We start from the raw sequence: 21,506 nt of genomic DNA on the forward strand, positions 1-21,506 counted from the left end.
TTATCACCTGCTTTCTATGTCAGCACATCCACAACATTCCTAGTATATGACAAGCCGCACCCGATTATTTGCATCTCGGGTACGGCGTCTTGTTTTTGGCAGCAGCGGTGCATGCCCGCTCTGCCCTATTTAAGATATTGACTTGGATTTACAGGCTCCTCGTTCTTGCGGACCTCAAAATGCAAATGGTTCCCCGTCGATTGGCCGGTACTGCCGACTTCGGCGATTTTTTGGCCACGTTTGACGGTATCGCCCTTATTCACCTTAATGCCGTTGTTGCGAATATGGCCATATAACGTCCATAGGCCGTTACCATGATCGATAATAACGGTGTTGCCGTACCCGCTCCACCATTGCGCAATCAGAACGGTGCCGCTTTCCGCCGCATAGATCGGCGTTCCTGCCGGAGCGGCCATATCCAAACCTGTATGTAGTTTCTTCTTGCCCGAGATCGGATGCGTCCTATAGCCATATGGAGAGGATAAGCGATAGCCATCCTGCAGCGGTACGGCAAACTTGCCGCCGGTATAATACGGCGTAACCTTCTTCTTCTTTTTCTTCGCAGCCGCTTTCCGCTTCTGCTCTTCCAGATCGGATACTTTCTTCGCCAGACTGATGAGAAGCTTCTCCTGCTCCTCGCTAATCTCCTCAAGCTCCTCGGCCTGCTCGTTAAAGCTCAGCACCATAACTTCCTTCTGTTTTTCTTTCGCAACGAGAAGAGACTGGTAGCTGTCCAGCTTGCCGTACATCACCTTCACTTCCGCAAGCTGCTTCTCGACATCCTTCTTCTTCTGCGCGATCAGCTCACGGTCTTCCTTGTGGCTCTCAAGAATGTCGCGATCCTGTCCGAGAATAGACTGCAGGGAATCGAACCGGTCGATGAAATCGCTAAAGCTCGTGGCATTCAACAGCACATCCAGATAGGATACGGAACCGTTGGTATACATCAGGCGAAGCCTCGACTGAAGCAGCTCGTCCCTCGTAGCGATCCGCTCCTCGGCTGTTTGCAGCTCTTCGCCGGTCAACAGCAGCTTCTCTTCCGCAGCATCCAGCTGGGCCTGGACACCCATCATCTGCGTCCCTACTTCATCGATCTGCGTCAATACTTCCTGCATGGACTTGGCCGTTTCCGTTTTCTGCTGGATGATAACCTGTCTGTCCTTATCCGCCTGATTGCGGTTATGAGCTGCCGCAGAGATTTCTTTGCGGACCTGATCCAGCTCTTTATTGATCTTGTCTACTTGTGAAGCAGCTTCCCCGCCGAAGGGCTGAAAAATAAAAGCTGCTAGCACGACTACGGCTGGGATGGCGAGCCATTTTCTCACGTTTCCACCACCTACACTTTCAAGTACTTGCGCACCGACAAGGTGCTGCCCCAAATGCCAATCAGCGTACCGAGACCAATAATCAGCACAGAGACGAGAAAGCCGACTTCCTTCAACGTGACAAGCTTGATCATCAACAGGCCAAGCTCAAATTGCGATACATAGATAAGTCTGGAATACCCGTAAAGCAGGATCGCCGTCGTAAGAACAGAGCCGATGATGCCGATTAACGCACCTTCAATAAAGAAAGGCCAGCGTATAAAATGATTGGTTGCGCCTACCAGCTTCATGATGCCGATTTCGCGCCGGCGCGCCAGGATGGTTATCTTGATGGTGGTTGAAATAAGGAACATGGCCGTTATGGCAAGACCGGCCACGATGACGAGTCCGATATTGCGGACAGCGTTCGTCAGCTTGAACAGCGTTTCGACCTTGCCTTTGCCGTACTTCACGTCCGTAATCGGGTTCGTTTGATCGGCTTTGTTGATCAGCTCGATCTTCTTCGCCGCGAAAGCGATCGTCTGCGGCTCAAACACTTCCACGGTGAAGGAATCCGGCAGCGGATTCTTCTCGTTCTCGTATCCTTGCAGCAGTTCTTCGCCGTCCTCGCCCAAGTTTTTGCGGAGCAGCTCGAGCCCCTCATCCTTCGATACGAACTTCACTTGCTTCACTTCCGCAATGTTGCCGATTTCGTTACGGAGCTTGTCGATCTTCGCCTGATCGGTGTCCAGCTGCAGAAATACCCGTATCTCCACCTGGCTCTCGATCTGGTCGGCAAGATTGTTCACGTTAAGCGCCAGCAGCAGGAACCCCCCGAGAATGAAGAGGGAGATGACGATCGAGCTTATGGACGCGAATGACATCCAGCCGTTGCGCAAGACATTCTTCACGCCTTCCCGCAGATGGCGCAGCATCGTTCTAAGCTTCATAACCGTACTCCCCTCTTGCTTCATCGCGGGCGATTGTACCGGATTCGATGGCGATGACGCGCTTACGGAGCCTGTTCACAATTTCGCGGTTATGAGTGGCCATAACGATTGTCGTTCCTCGAAAGTTAATCTCTTCAAGCAGGTTCATAATGCCCCATGATGTTTCTGGATCAAGATTGCCCGTCGGCTCGTCGGCTACGATAACAGCCGGGCTGTTCACGATCGCCCGTGCGATGGCGACTCGCTGCTGCTCGCCCCCCGACAATTGAGCGGGCAGGCTGTTAAACTTCTCCTTCAAGCCGACAAGCTCGAGCACTTCCATCGTGCGCTTCTTGATGATGCGGCGGGGCGCTTCAATGACCTCCATCGCAAACGCTACATTCTCGTAAGCCGTCATCTTGGGGAGCAGCCGGAAGTCTTGGAAGATAACGCCGATGTTACGGCGGACATAAGGGATTTTGCGCGGTTTGAGCTTGCCGATATTGAATCCGTTTACCGAAATCTGACCTTTGGTTGGAATCTCTTCACGGTAGATCAGCTTCATGAACGTGGACTTGCCGGCACCTGACGGGCCGACCAGATAGACGAATTCGTTGCGCTCTATAAGAACGGAAACGCCGCACAGCGCATGTGTGCCGTCCGCGTACGTTTTCCAGATGTCTTGCATTTCAATCACATTATCACATCCTGTAGATAGTCAGCTTTTATTTATTCGACAGGCATTCGATAAATCCTCTACTAAAGACCTGAATTCTGTCATTTTTCATAATTTTCATCTTGCTACATAACGTCACATCAAGCGCTAAAACCTTCATTTTCGACATCTGCTTCTCAACATGTTTGTCGAATTAGATCCCTGCGATTTTTGGGGCAAGTATCCAGCCATTACCGCATATACATGAAGGAATCACTCTCGCCTAAGGTGGTCGAAAATCATGAAACGATTTCATATGGTGTGGATGATTCTGATCGCCGCTCTGCTCGCATACTCCGTCGGCTGGGGATTGATATGGGTCTATACGCATAGAAACACAGTCCCAGACGGAGCTTACGCAAGCAGCGACGGAGAGGCAGCGCATCAGCTATTATCAAACGGCGAACAAAGGCTGACGTCCGGCAGCCCCCTTCCTCTCGGGGGGCTATCCATCGATGCGGCTCTGCAGCGCCTGAATGAACGTTCGGAATCGCTGAAGAAGCTTTCGCTTACCCTGGAAGCGAACGGTACGAAGGTGCTGAACAAAACGTGGACGCTCGAGCAGCTCGGCTTGCAAATCGATACGAAGAATGCCCGTGCTGCGATCGCAAGGCTAGGCGAAGGCCGCATGTGGGACAAGGCTATTTACCGCTGGAGCTTTCCCGATCGACTTGACGTAAGCTTAACCTGGAATTCGCGCGTCTTTGAAAAGGCGGTTCGCAGTCAATGGGGGTATCTGGACGCCAGTACGCCCATCAACGCGTCAAGGGAGATTACTTCGGACGATCAAGTTGTCTATAAACCCCATCAGAATGCTTATCGGCTGAATATGGAAGCTTTGTTAACGAACGTTGTGAAGGCCGTCGAAGCGGAACTCAATGCGGGTTGGGGAGCGAACGCCAAGCCGATTTCCCTGCCGCTTGCCATATCCGTCGTCCATCCGAACGTAACGCTGGAGAGATTAAAGGCGGAAGGCATCGAACGGATGATTACCTCATTCTCAACGGACTTTCGTTCGAGCGGAGAAGGGAGAGTCCACAATGTGACGGCAACGGCAAATACGCTTCACGATTGGAAGCTGGCGCCGGGGGAAGAGTTCGATTACCGCAAGGTCATCGAAGCGACGAGAGTGAAATACGGGTTCCGGGAAGCCCCGGTTATATTGAATGGGGAGCTTGTCCCAGGTATTGGCGGCGGGATCTGCCAGGTATCCAGCACGCTTTACAGTGCTGCGCTGCGGATCGGCCTCCATATGACCGAGCGTCGCAACCATTCGCTGCCGGTGTCCTATTTGCCCAAGGGACAAGATGCCACGTTCGCGGAAGGGGCTATTAATTTCAAGTTCAAAAATACGACAGGCAAACATTTGATCATTCGGACCGAGGTTAGGAACCGCATACTCACCATCAAACTGTTCGGCTCGATGCCCAAGAACGTCCGCTATACGATCGATTCGAAGACGGTGAAGGTCATCGATCCCCCGGTTAAGCTGATCGAGTCTGCAGCTGCGGTACCTGGCGGACGTCTGTTGATCAGCACCGGCAAAGCCGGATATGTCGTCGAAACTTACCGGACGAAGTATCAGGACGACCGCGCCGTATCGCGTGAACGAATCTCGCGCGACACCTATAAAGCGCAGCCTGCCATCTATGGCGTAGCCCCGGAGAACGGCGATCCGGGTGCAGTACCCGAGGGCTCTCCCCCGCCGAGACAGCTGATCGAGGACGGCGTGAATGAATAGCCGGCCCAATAGCGGCGTCAAATAAAAGAGCCTGCCGCGGCCATCCTCTATGGATGATCGCTACAGGCTCTTCTTGGCGTGCTTAATAAGCAGCGGATTTGTGCTAGGACAAACTTACTGGCTGCGCTTAGCGTACTCTTCCGTCCATGCAGCCGTCTTCACGAGCTCCTGCTCTGCGCGGCCTATCGCACCCTCCACCTGCGGGCGGGCCGTGCCGCCGTAGACGTTGCGCGCATTAACAACCTGCTCCGGCTGGAGCACCTCGTAGATCCGCTCATCGAACAGGCTGGAGAACTGTTTGAACTCGTCCAGCGTCAGGTCGAGCAAATACTTCCCTTGCTGAATGCAGTACAAGACCGTCTTGCCGATCACTTCATGCGCTTGACGGAACGGCAGACCTTTGCCGACGAGGAAGTCCGCGATGTCCGTCGCATTGGAGAAGTCTTGATTGACTGCCTGACGCATCTGGTCTTTGTTGACCTTCATCGTCGCAATCATCGGCGCGAACAGCGAAAGCGCGCCCTGCAGCGTACGAACCGTATCGAACATGCCTTCCTTGTCTTCCTGCATGTCCTTGTTATAGGCCAGCGGCAGCGATTTGAGCACGGTCAAGAGGCCGATCAGATTGCCGTATACCCGTCCCGTCTTGCCGCGGACAAGCTCCGGCACGTCGGGGTTCTTCTTCTGCGGCATAATGCTGCTGCCTGTGCAGAACGCATCATCTAGCTCGACAAAACGGAACTCCGTGCTCGACCACAGGATAAGCTCCTCGCTCAGACGCGACAGATGCGCCATAATAATGGACGCATGGGATAGAAACTCCAGAATGAAATCGCGGTCGCTCACCGCGTCCAGGCTGTTCTCATAAACGCGGTCGAAATTCAGCTGGCTCGCGACGAAATGGCGGTCGATCGGGAACGTTGTCCCCGCCAGTGCCCCAGCTCCGAGCGGCAGCATATTAATGCGCTTGTAGCTGTCCTGCAGTCGCTCGATATCACGGCCGAACATCGATACATAGGCCATCATGTGATGTGCGAACAGGATCGGCTGCGCCCGCTGCAGATGCGTATAGCCCGGCAGAATCGTGTCGAGATTCGCCTTGGCCTGCTCCACGAGAGCGGTTTGCAGCTTCGACAGCAGCTCGACGAATTCGACGACCCGCTTGCGAAGGTACAAATGCATGTCCGTCGCAACTTGGTCGTTGCGGCTCCGCCCCGTATGCAGCTTGCCGCCGACCGGCCCGATTTCTTCAATCAGCGTCTTCTCGATATTCATATGGATATCTTCGTCCGAGATGGAGAATTCGATCTCTCCCCGCTTGATCTTCTGCAGAACGGCGTGCAATCCGTCCTTGATGGTATCCACGTCGTTCGCAGGCAGAATGCCCTGCTTGCCGAGCATCGTCACATGCGCCAAGCTGCCCTGTATATCTTCCTCGGCCAGCTCCTTGTCGAACATGATCGATGCCGTATATTCTTCAACCAATTGGTCGGTTTTCTTCGTAAATCGGCCGCCCCAAAGTTTACTCACTGCTGTTTCCCGCTCCTTTATAAACCCGATGTACCCGCCGCATGCGTTTTTGTGCGATTGCGGGCCGCGCCGCCTGTCTTCACAGGCGGCGGGCCCCGGCAAGTATAGCCGGGGCCCAACTGCCGTTATTATTTCTTGCTTTGCTCTACGCCGGACGATACTTTAAGACGCAGGGCGTTCAAGCGGATAAAGCCGGTTGCATCGCCTTGGTCGTAAGCTTTGGAAGGATCGGCTTCCATCGTAGCGATATCCGGGTTGTACAGGCTGACCGGGCTCTTGACGCCGGCGCCGATCACATTGCCTTTGTACAGCTTCAGGCGGACGACGCCCGTTACGTTGTTCTGGCTTTCCTTCACGAGCGCTTGCAGCGCAAGACGTTCAGGCGCGAACCAGAATCCGTTGTAAACAAGGGTCGCATACTTGGAGATCAGCGAATCGCGCAGATGCATAACGTCGCGGTCCATCGTCAGCGATTCCATCTTGCGGTGAGCCGTGAACAGAATCGTTCCGCCCGGCGTTTCGTACACACCGCGGCTCTTCATGCCGACGAAGCGGTTCTCGACCATATCGACACGGCCGATGCCGTGTTTGCCGCCAAGCTCATTGAGCTTATCCATTACCGCCAGCGGGCTCAGCTGCTCGCCGTTAATCGCCACGCAATTGCCGGCCTCGAACGTCAATTCGACATATTCAGCCTGATCCGGCGCGTCTTCCGGCGATACGCTCAGGACATACATGCCCTTGTTCTCGTCCGCGCTCGGGTCGAACCATGGATCTTCCAGCATACCGCTCTCGAAGCTGATATGCAGCAGGTTGCGGTCCATGGAATACGGCTTAGCTGCCGAGGCTTGAACCGGAATGTTGTGCTTCTCCGCGTAGGCGATCATCTCCGCACGGCCCGGGAACTGCTCGCGGAATTCTTCGCTGCGCCATGGCGCGATTACGGCGATATCCGGAGCCAATGCAGCAGCCGTCAGCTCGAAGCGCACTTGGTCGTTACCTTTGCCGGTTGCGCCATGGGCAATTGCCGTTGCGCCCTCCGCGCGAGCAATGTCAACCATCCGCTTCGCGATCAGCGGACGCGCAATCGACGTACCGAGCAAATATTGCCCCTCGTAGAGCGCGCCTGCCTGGAACATCGGGAAGATGAAGTCCTGTGCAAATTCATCGCGCAGGTCATCGATGTACACTTTCGATGCGCCGGTAGCCAGCGCTTTGGCTTCCAGACCATCAAGCTCGTCCTTCTGCCCGATATCCGCAGTGAATGCAATGATTTCTGCGTCATAGGTTTCTTTCAGCCATTTTAGAATAACGGACGTATCGAGACCGCCCGAGTACGCCAATACGATTTTTTCCTTCGCCATGGTTTCTCTATCGCTCCTCATTTATGATCGTCGGCCCGCGAACGGACCGTTGCTTACATGATCGCTGCCATAATCGCTTTCTGCGCGTGCAGGCGGTTCTCCGCCTGGTCGAAGATGATCGAGTGCTTGCCGTCGATGACGCCCTCGCTCACTTCTTCGCCGCGGTGTGCGGGCAGGCAGTGCATGAACAGGTAGTCGCTCTTCGCATATTTCGTCAACTCTTCGTTCACCTGGTAGCTCGCGAACGCGATCTCGCGCTCCTTCTGCTCTTGCTCGAAGCCCATGCTCGCCCAAACATCGGTATACACGACGTCAGCGTCGGCAATCGCTTCCTTCGGATCACGGTGGACCGATATCTTCGAGCCCGTCGCCGAAGCGGCTTCCATTGTCTGGCGGATAATATCCTCATCCGGCTCATAGCCTTCCGGCGTCGCCACGGACATATGCACGCCCAGCTTGGCCGCGCCCATCAGAAGCGAGTGCACCATATTGTTGCCGTCGCCGATATATGCGACCTTGAGTCCCTCCAAGCGTCCCTTGTGCTCCAGAATCGTCTGGTAGTCGCACAGCGCCTGGCAAGGGTGATTCGTATCCGTCAATCCGTTAATGACCGGAATCGTCGCTCCTCGAGCCAGCTCGATCACCGTACGGTGCGCGTACGTGCGGATCATAATCCCGTCCAGATAGCGCGACAACGTCTGCGCTGTATCCCAAATCGTCTCCCCGCGTCCGATCTGCAGGTCGTTGCCGCTTAAGAACAGCCCCTGGCCGCCAAGCTGGTACATGCCTACCTCGAAGGAAACGCGGGTTCTGGTCGACGATTTCTCGAAGATCATGCCCAGCGTCTTCCCTTTAAGCGGGTGATAGATCTCGCCGGCCTTCTGTTTGCCCTTCAAATCGATCGCCAGGTCAATCAGGTAACGAACCTCTTCCGGCGAATAATCAACGAGTGCGATGAAGTCGCGGCCTCTCAGGCTGGACGCCAGCTCTTCCTTTACTATTGGCTGCATGCTATCGTTTGCTCCCTTCAATCTGTTTCTAAACGGCTGCCGTCCGCTCTGCAAACATCGCAGCCAGAATACCGACCGCTTGATCAATCTCCTCGCGCGTCACCAGAAGGCTCGGAAGAAGTCGAATAACGTTCGGGCCCGCCGTAAGAATAAGGAGGCCGCGCTGCATTCCCTCGTTAACGAAGCTTGCTACCGGTTCGGTGCACTCGATTCCGACGATGAGTCCTTTGCCCCGAATCTCGACCACCAGCGGATGCCCGGCAAGCTTCTCGCGCAGCTGCTCCGCGAGGTATTCGCCCATCTCCGCAGCGCGATCCGCCAGCTTGTCGCCGACAATCGTCTCGATCGTCGCCTTCACGACAGCTGTCGCGATCGGCGTGCCGCCGAATGTGGAGCCGTGGCTTCCGGCGCTGAAGGCTTCGGCAAGATAGCCCTTGCCCAGCATAGCGCCGACCGGGAAGCCGCTTCCGATTCCTTTGGCGAGCGTGAAGATGTCCGGCTCGATGCCGTAATGCTCGAAGGCGAACAGCTTGCCCGTACGGCCCATGCCGGTCTGGATCTCATCGACAATGAGCAGGATGCCGTTATCTTTGCACAGCTTGGTAATATGCTGAACGAACGCCGGCTCAACCGGATAGATGCCGCCTTCGGCCTGCACCATCTCGATCATGATCGCCGCTGTCTTGTCGTTAATAGCTGCATCCAGCGCCTGCACATCGTGCAAAGGAACATGACGGAACCCTTCCGGTAGTGGAGTGAAGCCGTCCTTGACCTTGTCCTGCCCCGTTGCCGTCAGCGTTGCCAGCGTACGTCCATGGAACGATTGATTGAACGTAATGACCTCGTAGCGGCCCGTCCCGGCTACCTTCTGCTGATACCGGCGGGCAAGCTTGATGGCCGCTTCGTTCGCTTCCGCTCCCGAGTTGCAGAAGAACACCGCATCCGCGCAGCTGTTGTCAGTCAACAGCTTGGCAGCGGCCTCCTGATTCGGAATATGATATAAATTCGAGACATGCCAGAGCTCGTCAAGCTGCTTCACGAGCGCTTCCTTGATCCGCTGCGGCGCATGGCCCAGATTCGTTACCGCGATTCCGCTCACGAAATCCAAATATTTGTTCCCCTTGTCATCCCATAACCAGCTTCCCTGCCCGCGGACAGGCGTAAACGGATATCTGGCATAAGTCGGAAACAGCGAGCTTTCGCTCTTCGTCGCCTCACTCATCTTCAGTCACCTCTCTTATTATCGCTAAAACGGTATAGGCCTCTGCCCCTGCCTCTTCTTGTGCTTACGAGCAGCTTCCGCTATTCCCGAACAATCCTCGTGCCGATCCCGCCCCCGCTAATGGCCTTGCTCAGCACGTTCGGCTCGTCTCCGTTAACGATGACCACTTCGCGGACCCGGCCTTGTATGCATTGAATCGCTGCGCGCACCTTCGGAATCATGCCTCCGTAGATCTCGCCGCTCGATATCATCGCTTCAATTTCAGCTACGCTGACGGAAGGCAGCACGCGCTTCTCGCCATCGATTGTCTTCAAGATACCCGGCACATCGGTGACGACGATCATCCGCTCCACCCCGAGATGGGACGCGACCGCGCCCGCCGCCGTATCTGCGTTAATATTATAGCGCTGGCCTTCACCGTCAATGCCGATCGGAGCAATGACCGGAATATAGCCCATGGCCATTACGCCTTCGATGATGGCTGCGTTGACATCCGTGACGTCGCCGACGAAGCCGACTTCATTGGCATTTGCCACCGGCTGTGCCGTAATGAGACGGCCGTCTACGCCGGAGAGACCGAGCGACTTGGCTCCGCTGCTCAGCATGCGCCGGACGATTTCTTTGTTGATGCGTCCCGCCAGGACCATCTCCACCACGTCCAGCACCTCATCGCTCGTCTTGCGCAGGCCGTTCACAAACTCGCTTTCAATGCCGAGCTTCCCCAGCGTCTCGGAGATGGCCGGGCCGCCGCCGTGCACGATGACCGGCTTGACGCCATTCTCCTGAAGGCTGCGCAGATCGGCGAAGAACGAATCCGGCAGCGCCGCTAACGTGCTGCCGCCGCACTTCATAACAAACCGTTGTTCCATATATCGTCCGTCCCTTTCATTACCGTTATGATGGCTTAACCCCTGACCTTATGTCCGGTATGCAGCGTTGATCCGCACATAATCGTATGTAAGGTCGCAGCCCCATGCGGTTGCAGCTCCTTCTCCACCGTGAAGATCGACATGAATGACAACCGTATCGCCCTTCAAATATTCCAGCGCGGCGTCCTCGTCGAAGCCGACCGGGCGCGACTGCTCCATCGTTACGATCTCGCCAAGCCGGATGTCGACCGTCTCCGGGTTGACCGGCTGGCCTGCCCGGCCGACGGCCGCAATGATGCGGCCCCAGTTCGCGTCCGCTCCGAAGACCGCGGATTTCACGAGCGACGAACCGATAACCGTCTTCGCAATAGCCTGCGCCGAATCGTCGGATACCGCGCCGCGCACCTGAACTTCAACCAGCTTCGTCGCACCTTCGCCATCGCGGGCGATCGCTTTGGCAAGCACTTCGCATACATACCGGAGTCCGTCTGCGAAAGCGGCCCAATCCGGATGAGCCTGCGTCAGCTCGCTGTTGCCCGCAAGCCCGCTCGCCATAGCTACAAGCATATCGTTCGTGCTCGTATCGCCGTCTACCGTAATCATATTGAAAGTCAGGTCCGTCACCTGCCGCAGCAGCTGCTGCAGCGCCTCGCCGCCGATGGCCGCGTCGGTTGTGACGAATCCGAGCATCGTCGCCATATTCGGATGAATCATGCCCGAACCTTTGGATGCGCCGGCAATGTGCACCGTCTTCCCGTCTATCGTAACGGAAACGCAAGCTTCCTTCTTCGTTAAATCCGTTGTCAGAATCGCTTGGCAGAAGTCGTCTCCCGCATCGTAGGTAGCAGCCAGTCTCGCCGGGAGTTCCTTGATGCCGCCCAGCACCCGGTCCATCTTCAGCAGCTCGCCGATTACGCCCGTGGATGCAACCGCGACTTGATCGGCCGGTACCCCGATCGCCTCAGCGAAATTGCCGCGCATCTCATACGCATCGGCTTCGCCCTGCTTGCCCGTGCAGGCATTCGCATTGCCGCTGTTCACGATGACAGCCCGCAGCAGGCCGCCGGCTTGAATGCTCTCGCGCGTCACTTTGATCGGCGCCGCTTGAAACACATTCGTCGTATAGACACCTGCAGCGGTAGCCGGTACTTCGCATACAATCGCACCGAGATCGTGGCGCGTCGTCTTCTTCAACCCGCAATGCAAGCCCCCCGCCTTAAAACCCTTCGGGGTTGTGATCGAGCCTTCCGGCATAACCGTATAGGATGATTTCGTACCCTGTCCCATTATCGCATCGATTCTCCTTCATTAGGTAAGCTGTATCGCAAGTCCAGCGGCTTAAGGATAGGCCGGAACGAATTGGAGCCCCAATGACTCGTCCCATCCCATCATGAGATTCAAGTTCTGGATCGCCTGGCCCGCTGCACCCTTAACCAGGTTGTCTATGACCGATACGATCGTCACTCGCCCGGTACGTTCGTCAACGGCAAAGCCGATGTCGCAATAATTCGAGCCCCATACTTCCTTCGTAGCCGGCCATATGCCTGCATTGCGGATACGAACGAAGCGGCGCCCTTCATAGTAATGACGATATAAGGAAATGAAATCTTCCAAGGAACGTCCGCCTTGGATCGTTGCATACATCGTGCTCATAATTCCGCGCGTCATCGGGACCAAATGCGTCGTGAAGGTCGTGATGACCGGGCAGCCCGCTGCGTCCGAGAGCACCTGCTCAATCTCGGGAATATGCTGATGCTTGTTCACCTTGTACGCTTTGAAGTTCTCGTTCAGCTCCGAATAATGCGTTCCGAGGCTTGCTCCGCGCCCTGCGCCGGATACCCCGGATTTGGCATCAATAATAATGGTAGCCGGATCAATATATCCCGCCTTGATGGCCGGCACCAGTCCTAGCAGCGTTGCCGTCGGGTAACAGCCCGGGTTGGAGATGAAATCCTTCCCCTTCACGCGGTCGCCGTACACTTCAGCCAGCCCGTACTCGGCCTGATCGATGTACTGCTGTTCAGCCGCCTCTTTCTTATACCACGTCTCATAGGAATCACGCGACTTCAGCCGGAAGTCGCCGGAAATATCAATAACCTTCAAGCCTGCTTCAAGCAGCGAGGGAACCAGCTTCGCGGCCACGCCTGCGGGCGTGGCAAGAAATACGAGATCCGCCTTGCTCATGATGAGCGCAGGATCGACATCGTCCAGCACATCCGTGCGAATTTCGCTCAGATGCGGAAAACCTTCGGCAATCGGAGCGCCAGCGCTCGACGACGATATAACCGAGGTCACCGCCGCCCGCGGATGGCTGGCCAGCAGCCGGATAAGCTCTACGCCGCCGTATCCCGTGGACCCGATGATTGCTACCTTCACGTTCTCATTCATGCCTGTCTCTCTCCCATCCATGAACTATCTAACTATCCATTCTACACGAACCGGGAAGCAGAGAAAATAGCTAGTAATTATGTATTATTATACATTCGTATTTATATTAATTCAATGAAAAAATATACCGTTCCGCAGCTAGAATTCCCTCTGTTACGGCAGGCTAAAGCCTTCCCCAAGGACCTCCGCCGTATCGCTGATGATGACGAAGGCATTCGAATCCGCGCTTCGGACAAGCTGCTTCAGCTTGGACACTTCCCCGCGTCCGACGACAACCATCAGAATCGTCCGCTGCTCGCCCGTGTAACCGCCGCGCCCGTCCAGCATCGTCAGTCCGCGGTCCAAATCGGACAGGATGACCTCTGTAATTTCATCCGGGCGGTCGGAAATAACGAACGCGACCTTCGACAGTGCCATTCCCGTCTGGACAAAATCGATCGTCTTGCTCGTCGCGAATAAGCCGATGAGCGCGTAGAGCGCATTCTCAGGCGCGATCAGGATGCCAGCAGCCACAATGACGAGGCCGTCGAAGCAGGCGACGGCAAGCCCCAGCCGGATCCCCGTAAAGCGGTGCAGAACCTGTGCCGCCAAGTCGAGACCGCCCGTCGAGCCGCGTCCGCGGAACACGAAGCCCAGCCCCACTCCAACGCCGATACCGCCATAAATAGCAGCCAGCAGGGCGTTCGTTGTCGGCGGCGACCAATGGGAGGTCAGCAGGACGAACAGCGGCAGCACGAACGATCCCAGCGCGGTCTTCAGCGCAAAGCGCCTGCCCAGCAGCCACCAGCCGAGCAGGAAGAGCGGCACATTCAATGCCCACTGCGTATAAGCCGGAGGAATATCGGTCAGCCGTTTCACCAGGATGGAAATGCCTGACACCCCTCCCGAAGCGATACCGAGCGGAACGAGAAAGAGATTGAAACTGACCGCAACGATGAATGAACCGGTCAGCAGCAGCAGCACGCTGGTTACCGCTTCGAATTTGGGGTCCCGCCAGAAGCCGTCCGGCCGTTTCCGCTTACGCGAAGGCTGATGCTGATACTGATGCTTGTGCGGTCCTTCTCCCGCCTTTCCCGATGTAGAGCTTATGCCCACGCTTTTCCGTTCACTCTTAAGGTAAGTCAGCTGCTCTCTAATTGCTGCCCCGTCCCTTTTGTCCCGTCTTTGAAGCAGCCTGTCATGCATTGATTCGTAACCTCCCGTATTATCCGTGATTCATGCTGAAGTTCCATTTGCAATCCTTTTATGTACCCTAATCATCCATTCTTATCGCCCGAAAAAAAGAGTTCCCACACCATATCAGTGTAGGAACTCTTCCCCTCGGCTATGCATGAACAGCGGATTCGACGTGATCAGATCGATATCTGCATGCACTATACCATTTAGTCGTGCTTGATCTGGCTGCGCAAATACCCGTCGATAAAGGCATCCAGATCGCCATCCATCACCGCGCCGACATTGCCGGTCTCCACCGAAGTCCGGTGGTCCTTAACCATGCTGTACGGGTGGAATACATACGAACGTATTTGGCTCCCCCACGCGATGTCGGACTGTTCGCCGCGAATCTCCGCAAGCTGCTTCTGCTGCTCTTCGATCTTGCGCTCATAGAGCTTGGAACGAAGCATCGTCATCGCGCTCTCGCGGTTCTGGATCTGCGAACGCTGCGTCTGGCAGGATACGACGATACCCGTCGGGATGTGCGTAATCCGGATCGCCGACTCCGTCTTATTGATATGCTGGCCGCCTGCTCCGCTCGCCCGGTACGTATCGACCTTCAGATCCTCCGAACGAATCTCAATTTCGATATCGTCGACAATCTCCGGCATGATATCGCAGGAAACAAACGACGTATGCCGCCGTCCGGAAGCGTCGAAGGGGGAAATCCGCACAAGCCGGTGAACGCCCTTCTCCGCTTTCAGATAACCGTAGGCATTATAGCCCTTCACCATGACGGTGACGCTCTTGATGCCCGCTTCGTCGCCCGGCAGGTAGTCAAGCAGCTCGACCTTAAAGCCCTTCTTCTCCGCCCAGCGGGTATACATCCTATACAGCATCTGCGCCCAGTCCTGCGATTCCGTACCGCCCGCGCCGGGATGCAGCTCGAGAATGGCATTCAGCTTGTCGTAAGGCTGGTTGAGCAGCAGCTGCAGCTCGAATTCATTCACTTTGCGTACGAGCTCCTGCACCCCGGAAGCAATATCCGCTTCCAGCGATTCGTCGCCCTCCTCTTCCGCAAGCTCCAGCATCGTCTGCAGATCGTCCTGCTCCACATTCAAGCGTTCGTACTGCTCCACGACCGACTTGACCGCATTGAGCTCCGCAATAACGCTCTGCGCACGGTCATTGTCGTCCCAGAAGTCGGGCGCGGTCATCTTCTCTTCAAAGTTCTCGATCAGTTCCTGCTTGAGATCTAAGTCAAAGAGACCCCCTGAGCTCTTGGAGACGCTTTGCCATCTCGCGCAGATCTTGCTTCACCGATATGTCTATCATGGCAATGCTTCACCTCAACATTCTTTCTTGGCTCTATCTTATGCAGGCGGAAGCTCTAGAGCTCCGCGCCGTGGCATTGTTTGAACTTCTTGCCGCTTCCGCATGGGCATGGATCGTTGCGGCCGATACGGTCATCGCGCTTCACGGGACGCTTCGTCTGCGGCTCGCCGCTTCCGCCGCCGGACTCCGTTTGTCCCTTGGCCACTTCCTGACGCTCCAGGTTGCTCTCCACGTGGGCCTTCATAATATATTTGGTCACTTCTTCTTGAATGCTGTCGATCATTTCCTTGAACATCTCGAAGCCTTCGAATTGATATTCGCGCAGCGGATCGGTACCGCCGTATGCACGAAGGTGAATCCCTTGGCGAAGCTGATCCATGGCGTCGATATGATCCATCCACTTGCTGTCGACCGCACGGAGAACGACGACCTTCTCGAATTCACGCATCGATTCGGTACCGATTTCCGCTTCTCGCCGATCGTACAGCTCCAGCAGACGTTCGGTCAGGTATTCGATGATCTCATCCTTCTCTTTGCCCCACAGATCGTCCCTTGTGAGTGAGCCTTCTTCGAGGAATGTGCCCTGGGCATAATCGATGATCTCCTGATACTCCCAGTTCTCCGGCACTTCGCTATCCGGACAGTGAGCCTCAACGATCCGCTCGATTACGGGCTTGATCATATCAATGACTACTTCACGGATGTTCTCCGAGTACAATACCTCACGGCGCTGCTTATAAATAATCTCACGCTGCTGGTTCATCACGTCGTCGTACTGGAGGACAATCTTCCTCAGATCGAAGTTATTGCCTTCTACCCGCTTCTGGGCGGATTCGACCGCTCTCGAAATAAGGCGGCTCTCAATCGGCTGATCTTCCTCGAAGCCCAGACGCTCCATCATGCCCATAATATTCTCGGAGCCAAACCGGCGCATCAGCTCATCATCGAGGGACAGATAGAATTGAGAAGAACCCGGATCGCCCTGACGGCCAGCGCGCCCACGCAGCTGGTTATCGATCCGGCGGCTTTCATGCCGTTCCGTACCCATAATATGAAGCCCGCCAACCTCAGGTACGCCCTCGCCCAGCAAAATATCCGTGCCCCGGCCCGCCATATTGGTGGCAATCGTCACTCCCCCTGGCTGCCCGGCGCGAGAGACGATTTCAGCCTCTTCGGCATGAAACTTGGCGTTGAGCACTTTATGCGTAACGCCGCGCTTCTTCAGCATGTCAGAGAGCTTCTCCGAGTTCTCGATGGATACCGTGCCGACAAGAACCGGCTGGTTCTTCTTGTGGCGCTCCACGATTTCTTCGACAACCGCATTGAACTTGCCATTCTGCGTCTTATAGACGACATCCGCGGTATCTTGACGTATGTTCGGACGGTTGGTCGGCACTTGAATGACTTCCAGCCCGTAAATTTTCTTGAATTCTTCTTCCTCCGTCTTCGCCGTGCCGGTCATGCCGGACAGCTTGCGGTACATACGGAAGTAGTTCTGGAACGTGATGGTAGCGAGCGTCATGCTCTCGTTCTGAACCTTGATCTGTTCCTTCGCTTCGATCGCTTGGTGAAGACCGTCGCTGTAGCGGCGGCCTGCCATCAGACGGCCCGTGAATTCGTCGACGATCACGACTTCATCGTCCTGCACCACGTAGTCCACATCGCGCTTCATAATGACATGCGCCTTCAGCGCTTGTTGGATATGGTGGTTCAGCGTAACGTTGGCATGATCGAACAAGTTCTCGACGGCGAACGCACGCTCCGCCTTCTCCACCCCAGCCTCCGTCATCGTAACGCTGCGAAGCTTCACGTCGATCGTGTAGTCCTCTTCGTGCTTCATCCGGTTTACAAACCGGTCAGCGGCAAAATACATCTCCGTCGACTTGGCCGCTTGGCCGGAAATAATGAGCGGCGTACGCGCCTCGTCGACCAGAATGGAGTCCACTTCATCGATGATCGAGTAGTAGAGCGGACGTTGAACCATCTGTTCCTTATATAGGACCATATTATCGCGCAAATAGTCGAAGCCGAATTCATTGTTCGTACCATATGTGATATCGCAGGCATAAGCTTCCTGCTTCTGACCGTGCGTTAATCCGTTCATGTTACAGCCGACGGTCAGTCCGAGGAAATTATAGAGCACTCCCATCTGCTGGCTGTCGCGCATAGCCAAATAATCATTGACCGTTACGACATGAACGCCTTTCCCGAGGAGCGCGTTCAAGTACACGGCCAACGTGGCAACGAGCGTCTTGCCCTCGCCTGTCTTCATCTCGGCGATCTTACCTTCGTGGAGCACCATGCCGCCTATTAATTGAACATCATAGTGGCGCTTATCGAGTACCCGTTTGGACGCTTCGCGAACGACGGCGAACGCTTCAGGAAGAATCGCAAGGAGATCCTCGTCCTTCTCGATACGGGACTTAAATTCCTCCGTCTTCGCCCGGAGCGCCTCGTCCGAAAGCTGCGAGATTTGCGGTTCCATGGCATTGATTTGATCTACCGTGCGCAGCAGACGCTTAATCTCCCGTTCGTTAGCGTCACCGAATATCTTTTTCACAAGTCCGAGCATGGTCTTCCCCTTTCGCTGCAAAAAGCCTGTTTGCATAAATTGTAACAGTTTGCGGCACTTATCGCAATGCGGACAGGCCTATTGCGGCCGTATGAAAAGGGCGGCACTTCTTGGAAGAAGTACCGCCCCCGTATATTCATTGTCATTGTTATTCTTGTTCAATTAGTCCGTATTTGCCGTCGCTGCGCCGATAGACAACGTTGACTTCCCGCGTGGTGGAATTGGCAAATACGAAGAAGGAGTGACCGACCATGTTCATCTGGAGGATGGCTTCCTCGACATCCATCGGTTTCATCGTGAACCGCTTGGTCCGCACTAGCTCCATATCGTCTTCTTCATCCAGCACCCGTACCGGGGCGCTGTCGTCCTTGAAGAGGGTTCGTATCCCGCTCTCCTGCCTAACCTTGCGATTGACTCTCGTCTTGTGCTTGCGGATCTGACGCTCCAGTTTGTCCACCACCAGATCGATGGAAGCGTACATATCGTCGCTTTTCTCTTCCGCTCGGAGCATCATTCCCGGCAGCGGAATCGTGACCTCTACCGCGTGTTTTCCTTTCGTTACAGACATCGTTACATTAAGCTCGGAGGTGATTGGCGCTTCAAAATACTTTTCCAGGCGTGTGAGCTTCTTTTCGACAAAATCGCGCAAGGCGTCTGTCACCTGAATGTGTTGACCTCGAATGTTGTATTTCATGGGGCACTCCTCCTTTACATGTTCTTATTATACCATAGGCGAAGGAGGACACAAAGCAATTTTCTGTTTTTTTAGAATATTTAGATAAATTGACACAATAACCGTAGCGATTACTTATTGGACGGTAAGCAGCGGGATATCATCGTCGAAATCGATGCAATAGACATGCTTGTTGGTGGCAATCTTGTGGGGACCATACTTCCACTCATAGCTTATGTCAAAGTGTCTGTCCTTCATGACATAATCGAACAGAAGCAGGAAATTTGCATCTAGCCCGTGTGCGGCTGATCGAACTATTTCCCCGTCCACGGCATCTCGCGTGATTTCATGATATTCGCAATTCGGAACGGATGCGCAGAACGCTTTCTTCTCTTCTGAAGAGACCAATATATCATCCGCGCCATGATAGCTTACGATTCGGCAGCTGTTGTTCGTTCTCCGGTACAGTTTGTTCAATTCAAGCAGTTCGCGGTCAACGTCCATGCTCGCGGCTAAATATTTCATTTCCATAATAAGATTGATCTTGCCTTTCGTCTGAGACAGCACTCTGGGCATGTTCAAGTATTGCGGGAAGCACCAGGCGGAATTATCAATTAACAGCGTGAATAGTTCCGGGACGAGGGCATTGCACATATAAGACAGATAAGCTCCATGGGAATGGCCGTATACGATGATTTTTTTACTGTTAATTTGGACGCCCTTTTCTTTTACTACCTTAATCACATCGAACAGCGCCGTCAGATTGTCGATCGCTTGCATGATGCCCATCTCATTAAAATGTTCAATGGTTTCATTAAGTTGGCATTTCACCAGCAAATCCATGTTCTTATGTTCAGCCAGCTGCATAGCCAGGTTCATGTCGTACCCGTTACGTGACGCATCCTGTAAGTCCTGTTCATCATCAATCAACTTTAAGGACTCGGACGACACCGTTAATTGATGATCCGCTGCCGGAGTCTGCATGAATTCATTCCCGAAATAGTCGCACTGCACGACCATTAGATTATACTTATCCGAAAATGTCCTCCGCATCTTTCTGTACACATTTGCATTCGCGTGCCCGCCAAAGCCAGGAATCAATAAGAGAACGCCCGTTTCATCATTCGGGCCGTCCGCCGGCTCGGAATAATAGACATCCAATTCTCTCAAACTATTATCGTGATGTATATTCGGATGCCCTGACCGGCGGTGATGGAGTTCGATCGACAATCACGCGACCTCCCGGTTCTTCATGTAATGTACTACTTATTGTCGGCAAATAAACGAAAAAAAAGCCCTGGGATTCCAGGGCTCTGTCTGCTTCTTTGGTTAAGCGTATTACAGTTTGATTACGTTAGCTGCTTGTGGTCCGCGAGCGCCTTCAACGATGTCGAATTCAACCGATTGGCCCTCTTCGAGCGTTTTGAAACCTTCGGATTGAATAGCGGAGAAGTGAACAAATACGTCGCCGCCTTGCTCAGTCTCGATAAATCCATAACCCTTCTCAGCGTTGAACCATTTAACTTTACCTTGCATTCAGAACATTCCCTTCATTCTTAAATTGCTGGAAATCACATAAAGTGAACCACATTTCGAATATACCATCGCCTTCACATAATTGTCAATCATATTTTGTAAGCGAATACACAACGTGGATTATTATGTGCCTTTCCTTTAATTTGTTGAGAATCCGGGCGCATTCTAGCAATTTACGATTACAGATCCTGCTTGCGTGCAGAAGGGAGATCATCGTCCGACGCATCCATCCTAGTACCGCAGACTACTTTACATCATCTATCATTAAACAAGTAAACAATGTGTCACACATTCCGATACTAGCCAATTGTTTCTCGTAGGCTTGATTCAGCTGCACATCGTTCAAGAAGCTCCATTCTTGATGTCCCCCGGGACGCTGCTCAGCGAGCCAATGCAAGTGGTTCGAGAGCGGGTACCTCTGCACTTGCTTTACGTACTTTACTTTGAATCCGGCATTTATTGCTGTTTTCGTTAACGTCTCTGGTGTAAATAAAAACAGGTGGCAGCTCCAGTACGTGAATTTTGCAAACTTATCGCTTCCATACAATTTTAACAAAGCATCGTTTGCACTCGGGACCTCAATGATGATTTTTCCTTTAGGGCTTAAATGATTCTTTAGTCTCCCGAGTATGGCAGCCGGATCCGGCAAATGCTCAAGTACATGGAAGAGGGTTATATAATCGTATTGACCCTCTATTTCATCAATAGACGCGAATACTTGCAGCCCTTCTTGACGCAATGAATTTCTTATGGTGTTATCCAATTCAACACCTGCCGCACATTGAACGAATGGTTTGATCATAGATAGAAAGCCGCCACCGCCGCAGCCAAAATCCAAAATAGTTTTGTCGATTGCCTCTTCCTTGATTGTGGTTAACCGGCGTGTATCATCATTTAATGAACGCAACCGATACTGATCTAAATCCACAACCCCGCCCAACATCATGGACTGCTCATAATAATCATCGCTGATATGATCAAATGAAGATAAATATACAAGTCCACATTCGGAACATTCCAGCACATCTATCAGAGTATTATCTCTGACTCCTTGATGCCTCAGCTTTCCACTAGCTGTTCCACACAAATAGCAACATGTCTCCAAGAGACAACCCCCATGATCGTTCGAATCAATACCGTTATATAAACCTGTTGCCAGGTAT

The 21,506-nt window shown here is 53.9% G+C and carries 18 protein-coding genes; 1 reads left to right on the forward strand and 17 read right to left on the reverse strand.

Going from position 1 to position 21,506, the window contains the following annotated elements; translation table 11 throughout:
* Positions 1-125 precede the first annotated feature (125 nt).
* Genes L1F29_RS31640 through ftsE form a run of 3 tightly spaced genes read right to left on the reverse strand, consistent with a single transcriptional unit; the run spans position 126 to position 2,930 of the window.
* A complete protein-coding gene (locus L1F29_RS31640) occupies positions 126-1,325 on the reverse strand; it encodes a murein hydrolase activator EnvC family protein (RefSeq protein WP_258385938.1) in 1,200 nt (399 codons plus the stop codon).
* 11 nt (positions 1,326-1,336) lie between these two features.
* The gene (ftsX, locus tag L1F29_RS31645) at positions 1,337-2,254 is read right to left on the reverse strand and encodes a permease-like cell division protein FtsX (RefSeq protein ID WP_258385939.1); all 918 of its coding nucleotides are present in this window, start codon (positions 2,252-2,254) and stop codon (positions 1,337-1,339) included.
* The gene (gene ftsE, locus L1F29_RS31650) at positions 2,244-2,930 is read right to left on the reverse strand and encodes a cell division ATP-binding protein FtsE (RefSeq protein WP_258385940.1); all 687 of its coding nucleotides are present in this window, start codon (positions 2,928-2,930) and stop codon (positions 2,244-2,246) included. Before ftsE ends, ftsX begins: the two co-directional genes overlap by 11 nt.
* A 259-nt stretch (positions 2,931-3,189) precedes the next feature.
* Between ftsE and L1F29_RS31655 the strand changes: the two genes are divergently transcribed.
* Entirely contained in the window at positions 3,190-4,689 is a 1,500-nt protein-coding gene (locus L1F29_RS31655; RefSeq protein ID WP_258385941.1) for a VanW family protein, read from the forward strand.
* Positions 4,690-4,803: 114 nt separating this feature from the next.
* Here the strand turns inward: L1F29_RS31655 and argH are convergent, their stop codons facing one another.
* The 14 genes from argH to L1F29_RS31725 form a co-directional block, all read right to left on the reverse strand.
* Positions 4,804-6,219, reverse strand: coding sequence for an argininosuccinate lyase (gene argH, locus L1F29_RS31660; protein WP_258385942.1), 1,416 nt, complete (start codon positions 6,217-6,219; stop codon positions 4,804-4,806).
* A gap of 128 nt (positions 6,220-6,347) precedes the next feature.
* Positions 6,348-7,583: an argininosuccinate synthase gene (locus L1F29_RS31665; protein WP_258385943.1), complete on the reverse strand. Its 1,236-nt coding sequence runs from the start codon at positions 7,581-7,583 to the stop codon at positions 6,348-6,350.
* 53 nt (positions 7,584-7,636) lie between these two features.
* Positions 7,637-8,593 (reverse strand): ornithine carbamoyltransferase, encoded by a 957-nt coding sequence (gene argF, locus L1F29_RS31670; protein WP_258385944.1) that lies wholly within the window; start codon positions 8,591-8,593, stop codon positions 7,637-7,639.
* Positions 8,594-8,621: 28 nt separating this feature from the next.
* Complete coding sequence (argD, locus tag L1F29_RS31675; RefSeq protein ID WP_258385945.1) at positions 8,622-9,815, reverse strand: acetylornithine transaminase; 1,194 nt, start codon at positions 9,813-9,815, stop codon at positions 8,622-8,624.
* 80 nt (positions 9,816-9,895) lie between these two features.
* On the reverse strand, positions 9,896-10,684 hold the full coding sequence (argB, locus tag L1F29_RS31680; RefSeq protein ID WP_258385946.1) for an acetylglutamate kinase: 789 nt from the start codon (positions 10,682-10,684) through the stop codon (positions 9,896-9,898).
* A gap of 48 nt (positions 10,685-10,732) precedes the next feature.
* The gene (gene argJ, locus L1F29_RS31685) at positions 10,733-11,971 is read right to left on the reverse strand and encodes a bifunctional glutamate N-acetyltransferase/amino-acid acetyltransferase ArgJ (RefSeq protein WP_258385947.1); all 1,239 of its coding nucleotides are present in this window, start codon (positions 11,969-11,971) and stop codon (positions 10,733-10,735) included.
* Positions 11,972-12,022: 51 nt separating this feature from the next.
* Positions 12,023-13,072, reverse strand: a complete 1,050-nt coding sequence (argC, locus tag L1F29_RS31690; RefSeq protein ID WP_258385948.1) for an N-acetyl-gamma-glutamyl-phosphate reductase — start codon at positions 13,070-13,072, stop codon at positions 12,023-12,025.
* A gap of 153 nt (positions 13,073-13,225) precedes the next feature.
* Positions 13,226-14,257 carry a YitT family protein gene (locus tag L1F29_RS31695; protein ID WP_258385949.1) on the reverse strand — a complete coding sequence of 344 codons (1,032 nt, stop codon included), beginning with the start codon at positions 14,255-14,257 and terminating at the stop codon, positions 13,226-13,228.
* 197 nt (positions 14,258-14,454) lie between these two features.
* A protein-coding gene (gene prfB / locus L1F29_RS31700; RefSeq protein WP_258385950.1) for a peptide chain release factor 2 occupies positions 14,455-15,562 on the reverse strand; the annotation gives its coding sequence in 2 pieces (ribosomal slippage) (positions 14,455-15,489 and positions 15,491-15,562; 1,107 coding nt in all).
* Between the two features lie 55 nt (positions 15,563-15,617).
* Positions 15,618-18,134: a preprotein translocase subunit SecA gene (gene secA, locus L1F29_RS31705; protein WP_258385951.1), complete on the reverse strand. Its 2,517-nt coding sequence runs from the start codon at positions 18,132-18,134 to the stop codon at positions 15,618-15,620.
* 148 nt (positions 18,135-18,282) lie between these two features.
* Entirely contained in the window at positions 18,283-18,828 is a 546-nt protein-coding gene (gene hpf, locus L1F29_RS31710) for a ribosome hibernation-promoting factor, HPF/YfiA family (protein WP_258385952.1), read from the reverse strand.
* 114 nt (positions 18,829-18,942) lie between these two features.
* Positions 18,943-20,037, reverse strand: a complete 1,095-nt coding sequence (locus L1F29_RS31715) for a DUF2920 family protein (RefSeq protein WP_258385953.1) — start codon at positions 20,035-20,037, stop codon at positions 18,943-18,945.
* A 108-nt stretch (positions 20,038-20,145) separates the two neighbouring features.
* Positions 20,146-20,343 carry a cold-shock protein gene (locus L1F29_RS31720; RefSeq protein ID WP_042170033.1) on the reverse strand — a complete coding sequence of 66 codons (198 nt, stop codon included), beginning with the start codon at positions 20,341-20,343 and terminating at the stop codon, positions 20,146-20,148.
* A 244-nt stretch (positions 20,344-20,587) separates the two neighbouring features.
* Entirely contained in the window at positions 20,588-21,430 is an 843-nt protein-coding gene (locus L1F29_RS31725) for a class I SAM-dependent methyltransferase (protein WP_258385954.1), read from the reverse strand.
* Positions 21,431-21,506: the final 76 nt, after the last annotated feature.

Source organism: Paenibacillus spongiae (assembly GCF_024734895.1).
In the GTDB taxonomy this organism is placed as follows: domain Bacteria; phylum Bacillota; class Bacilli; order Paenibacillales; family Paenibacillaceae; genus Paenibacillus_Z; species Paenibacillus_Z spongiae.

Bases quoted from the DNA above. Each gene is read 5' to 3' on its own strand.
- ftsX (WP_258385939.1), bottom strand. From the start codon at position 2,254: ATGAAGCTTAGAACGATGCTGCGCCATCTGCGGGAAGGCGTGAAGAAT.
- L1F29_RS31655 (WP_258385941.1), top strand. From the start codon at position 3,190: ATGAAACGATTTCATATGGTGTGGATGATTCTGATCGCCGCTCTGCTC.
- L1F29_RS31665 (WP_258385943.1), bottom strand. From the start codon at position 7,583: ATGGCGAAGGAAAAAATCGTATTGGCGTACTCGGGCGGTCTCGATACG.
- argF (WP_258385944.1), bottom strand. From the start codon at position 8,593: ATGCAGCCAATAGTAAAGGAAGAGCTGGCGTCCAGCCTGAGAGGCCGC.
- argD (WP_258385945.1), bottom strand. From the start codon at position 9,815: ATGAGTGAGGCGACGAAGAGCGAAAGCTCGCTGTTTCCGACTTATGCC.
- argB (WP_258385946.1), bottom strand. From the start codon at position 10,684: ATGGAACAACGGTTTGTTATGAAGTGCGGCGGCAGCACGTTAGCGGCG.
- argJ (WP_258385947.1), bottom strand. From the start codon at position 11,971: ATGGGACAGGGTACGAAATCATCCTATACGGTTATGCCGGAAGGCTCG.
- argC (WP_258385948.1), bottom strand. From the start codon at position 13,072: ATGAATGAGAACGTGAAGGTAGCAATCATCGGGTCCACGGGATACGGC.
- L1F29_RS31695 (WP_258385949.1), bottom strand. From the start codon at position 14,257: ATGCATGACAGGCTGCTTCAAAGACGGGACAAAAGGGACGGGGCAGCA.
- secA (WP_258385951.1), bottom strand. From the start codon at position 18,134: ATGCTCGGACTTGTGAAAAAGATATTCGGTGACGCTAACGAACGGGAG.
- hpf (WP_258385952.1), bottom strand. From the start codon at position 18,828: ATGAAATACAACATTCGAGGTCAACACATTCAGGTGACAGACGCCTTG.
- L1F29_RS31720 (WP_042170033.1), bottom strand. From the start codon at position 20,343: ATGCAAGGTAAAGTTAAATGGTTCAACGCTGAGAAGGGTTATGGATTT.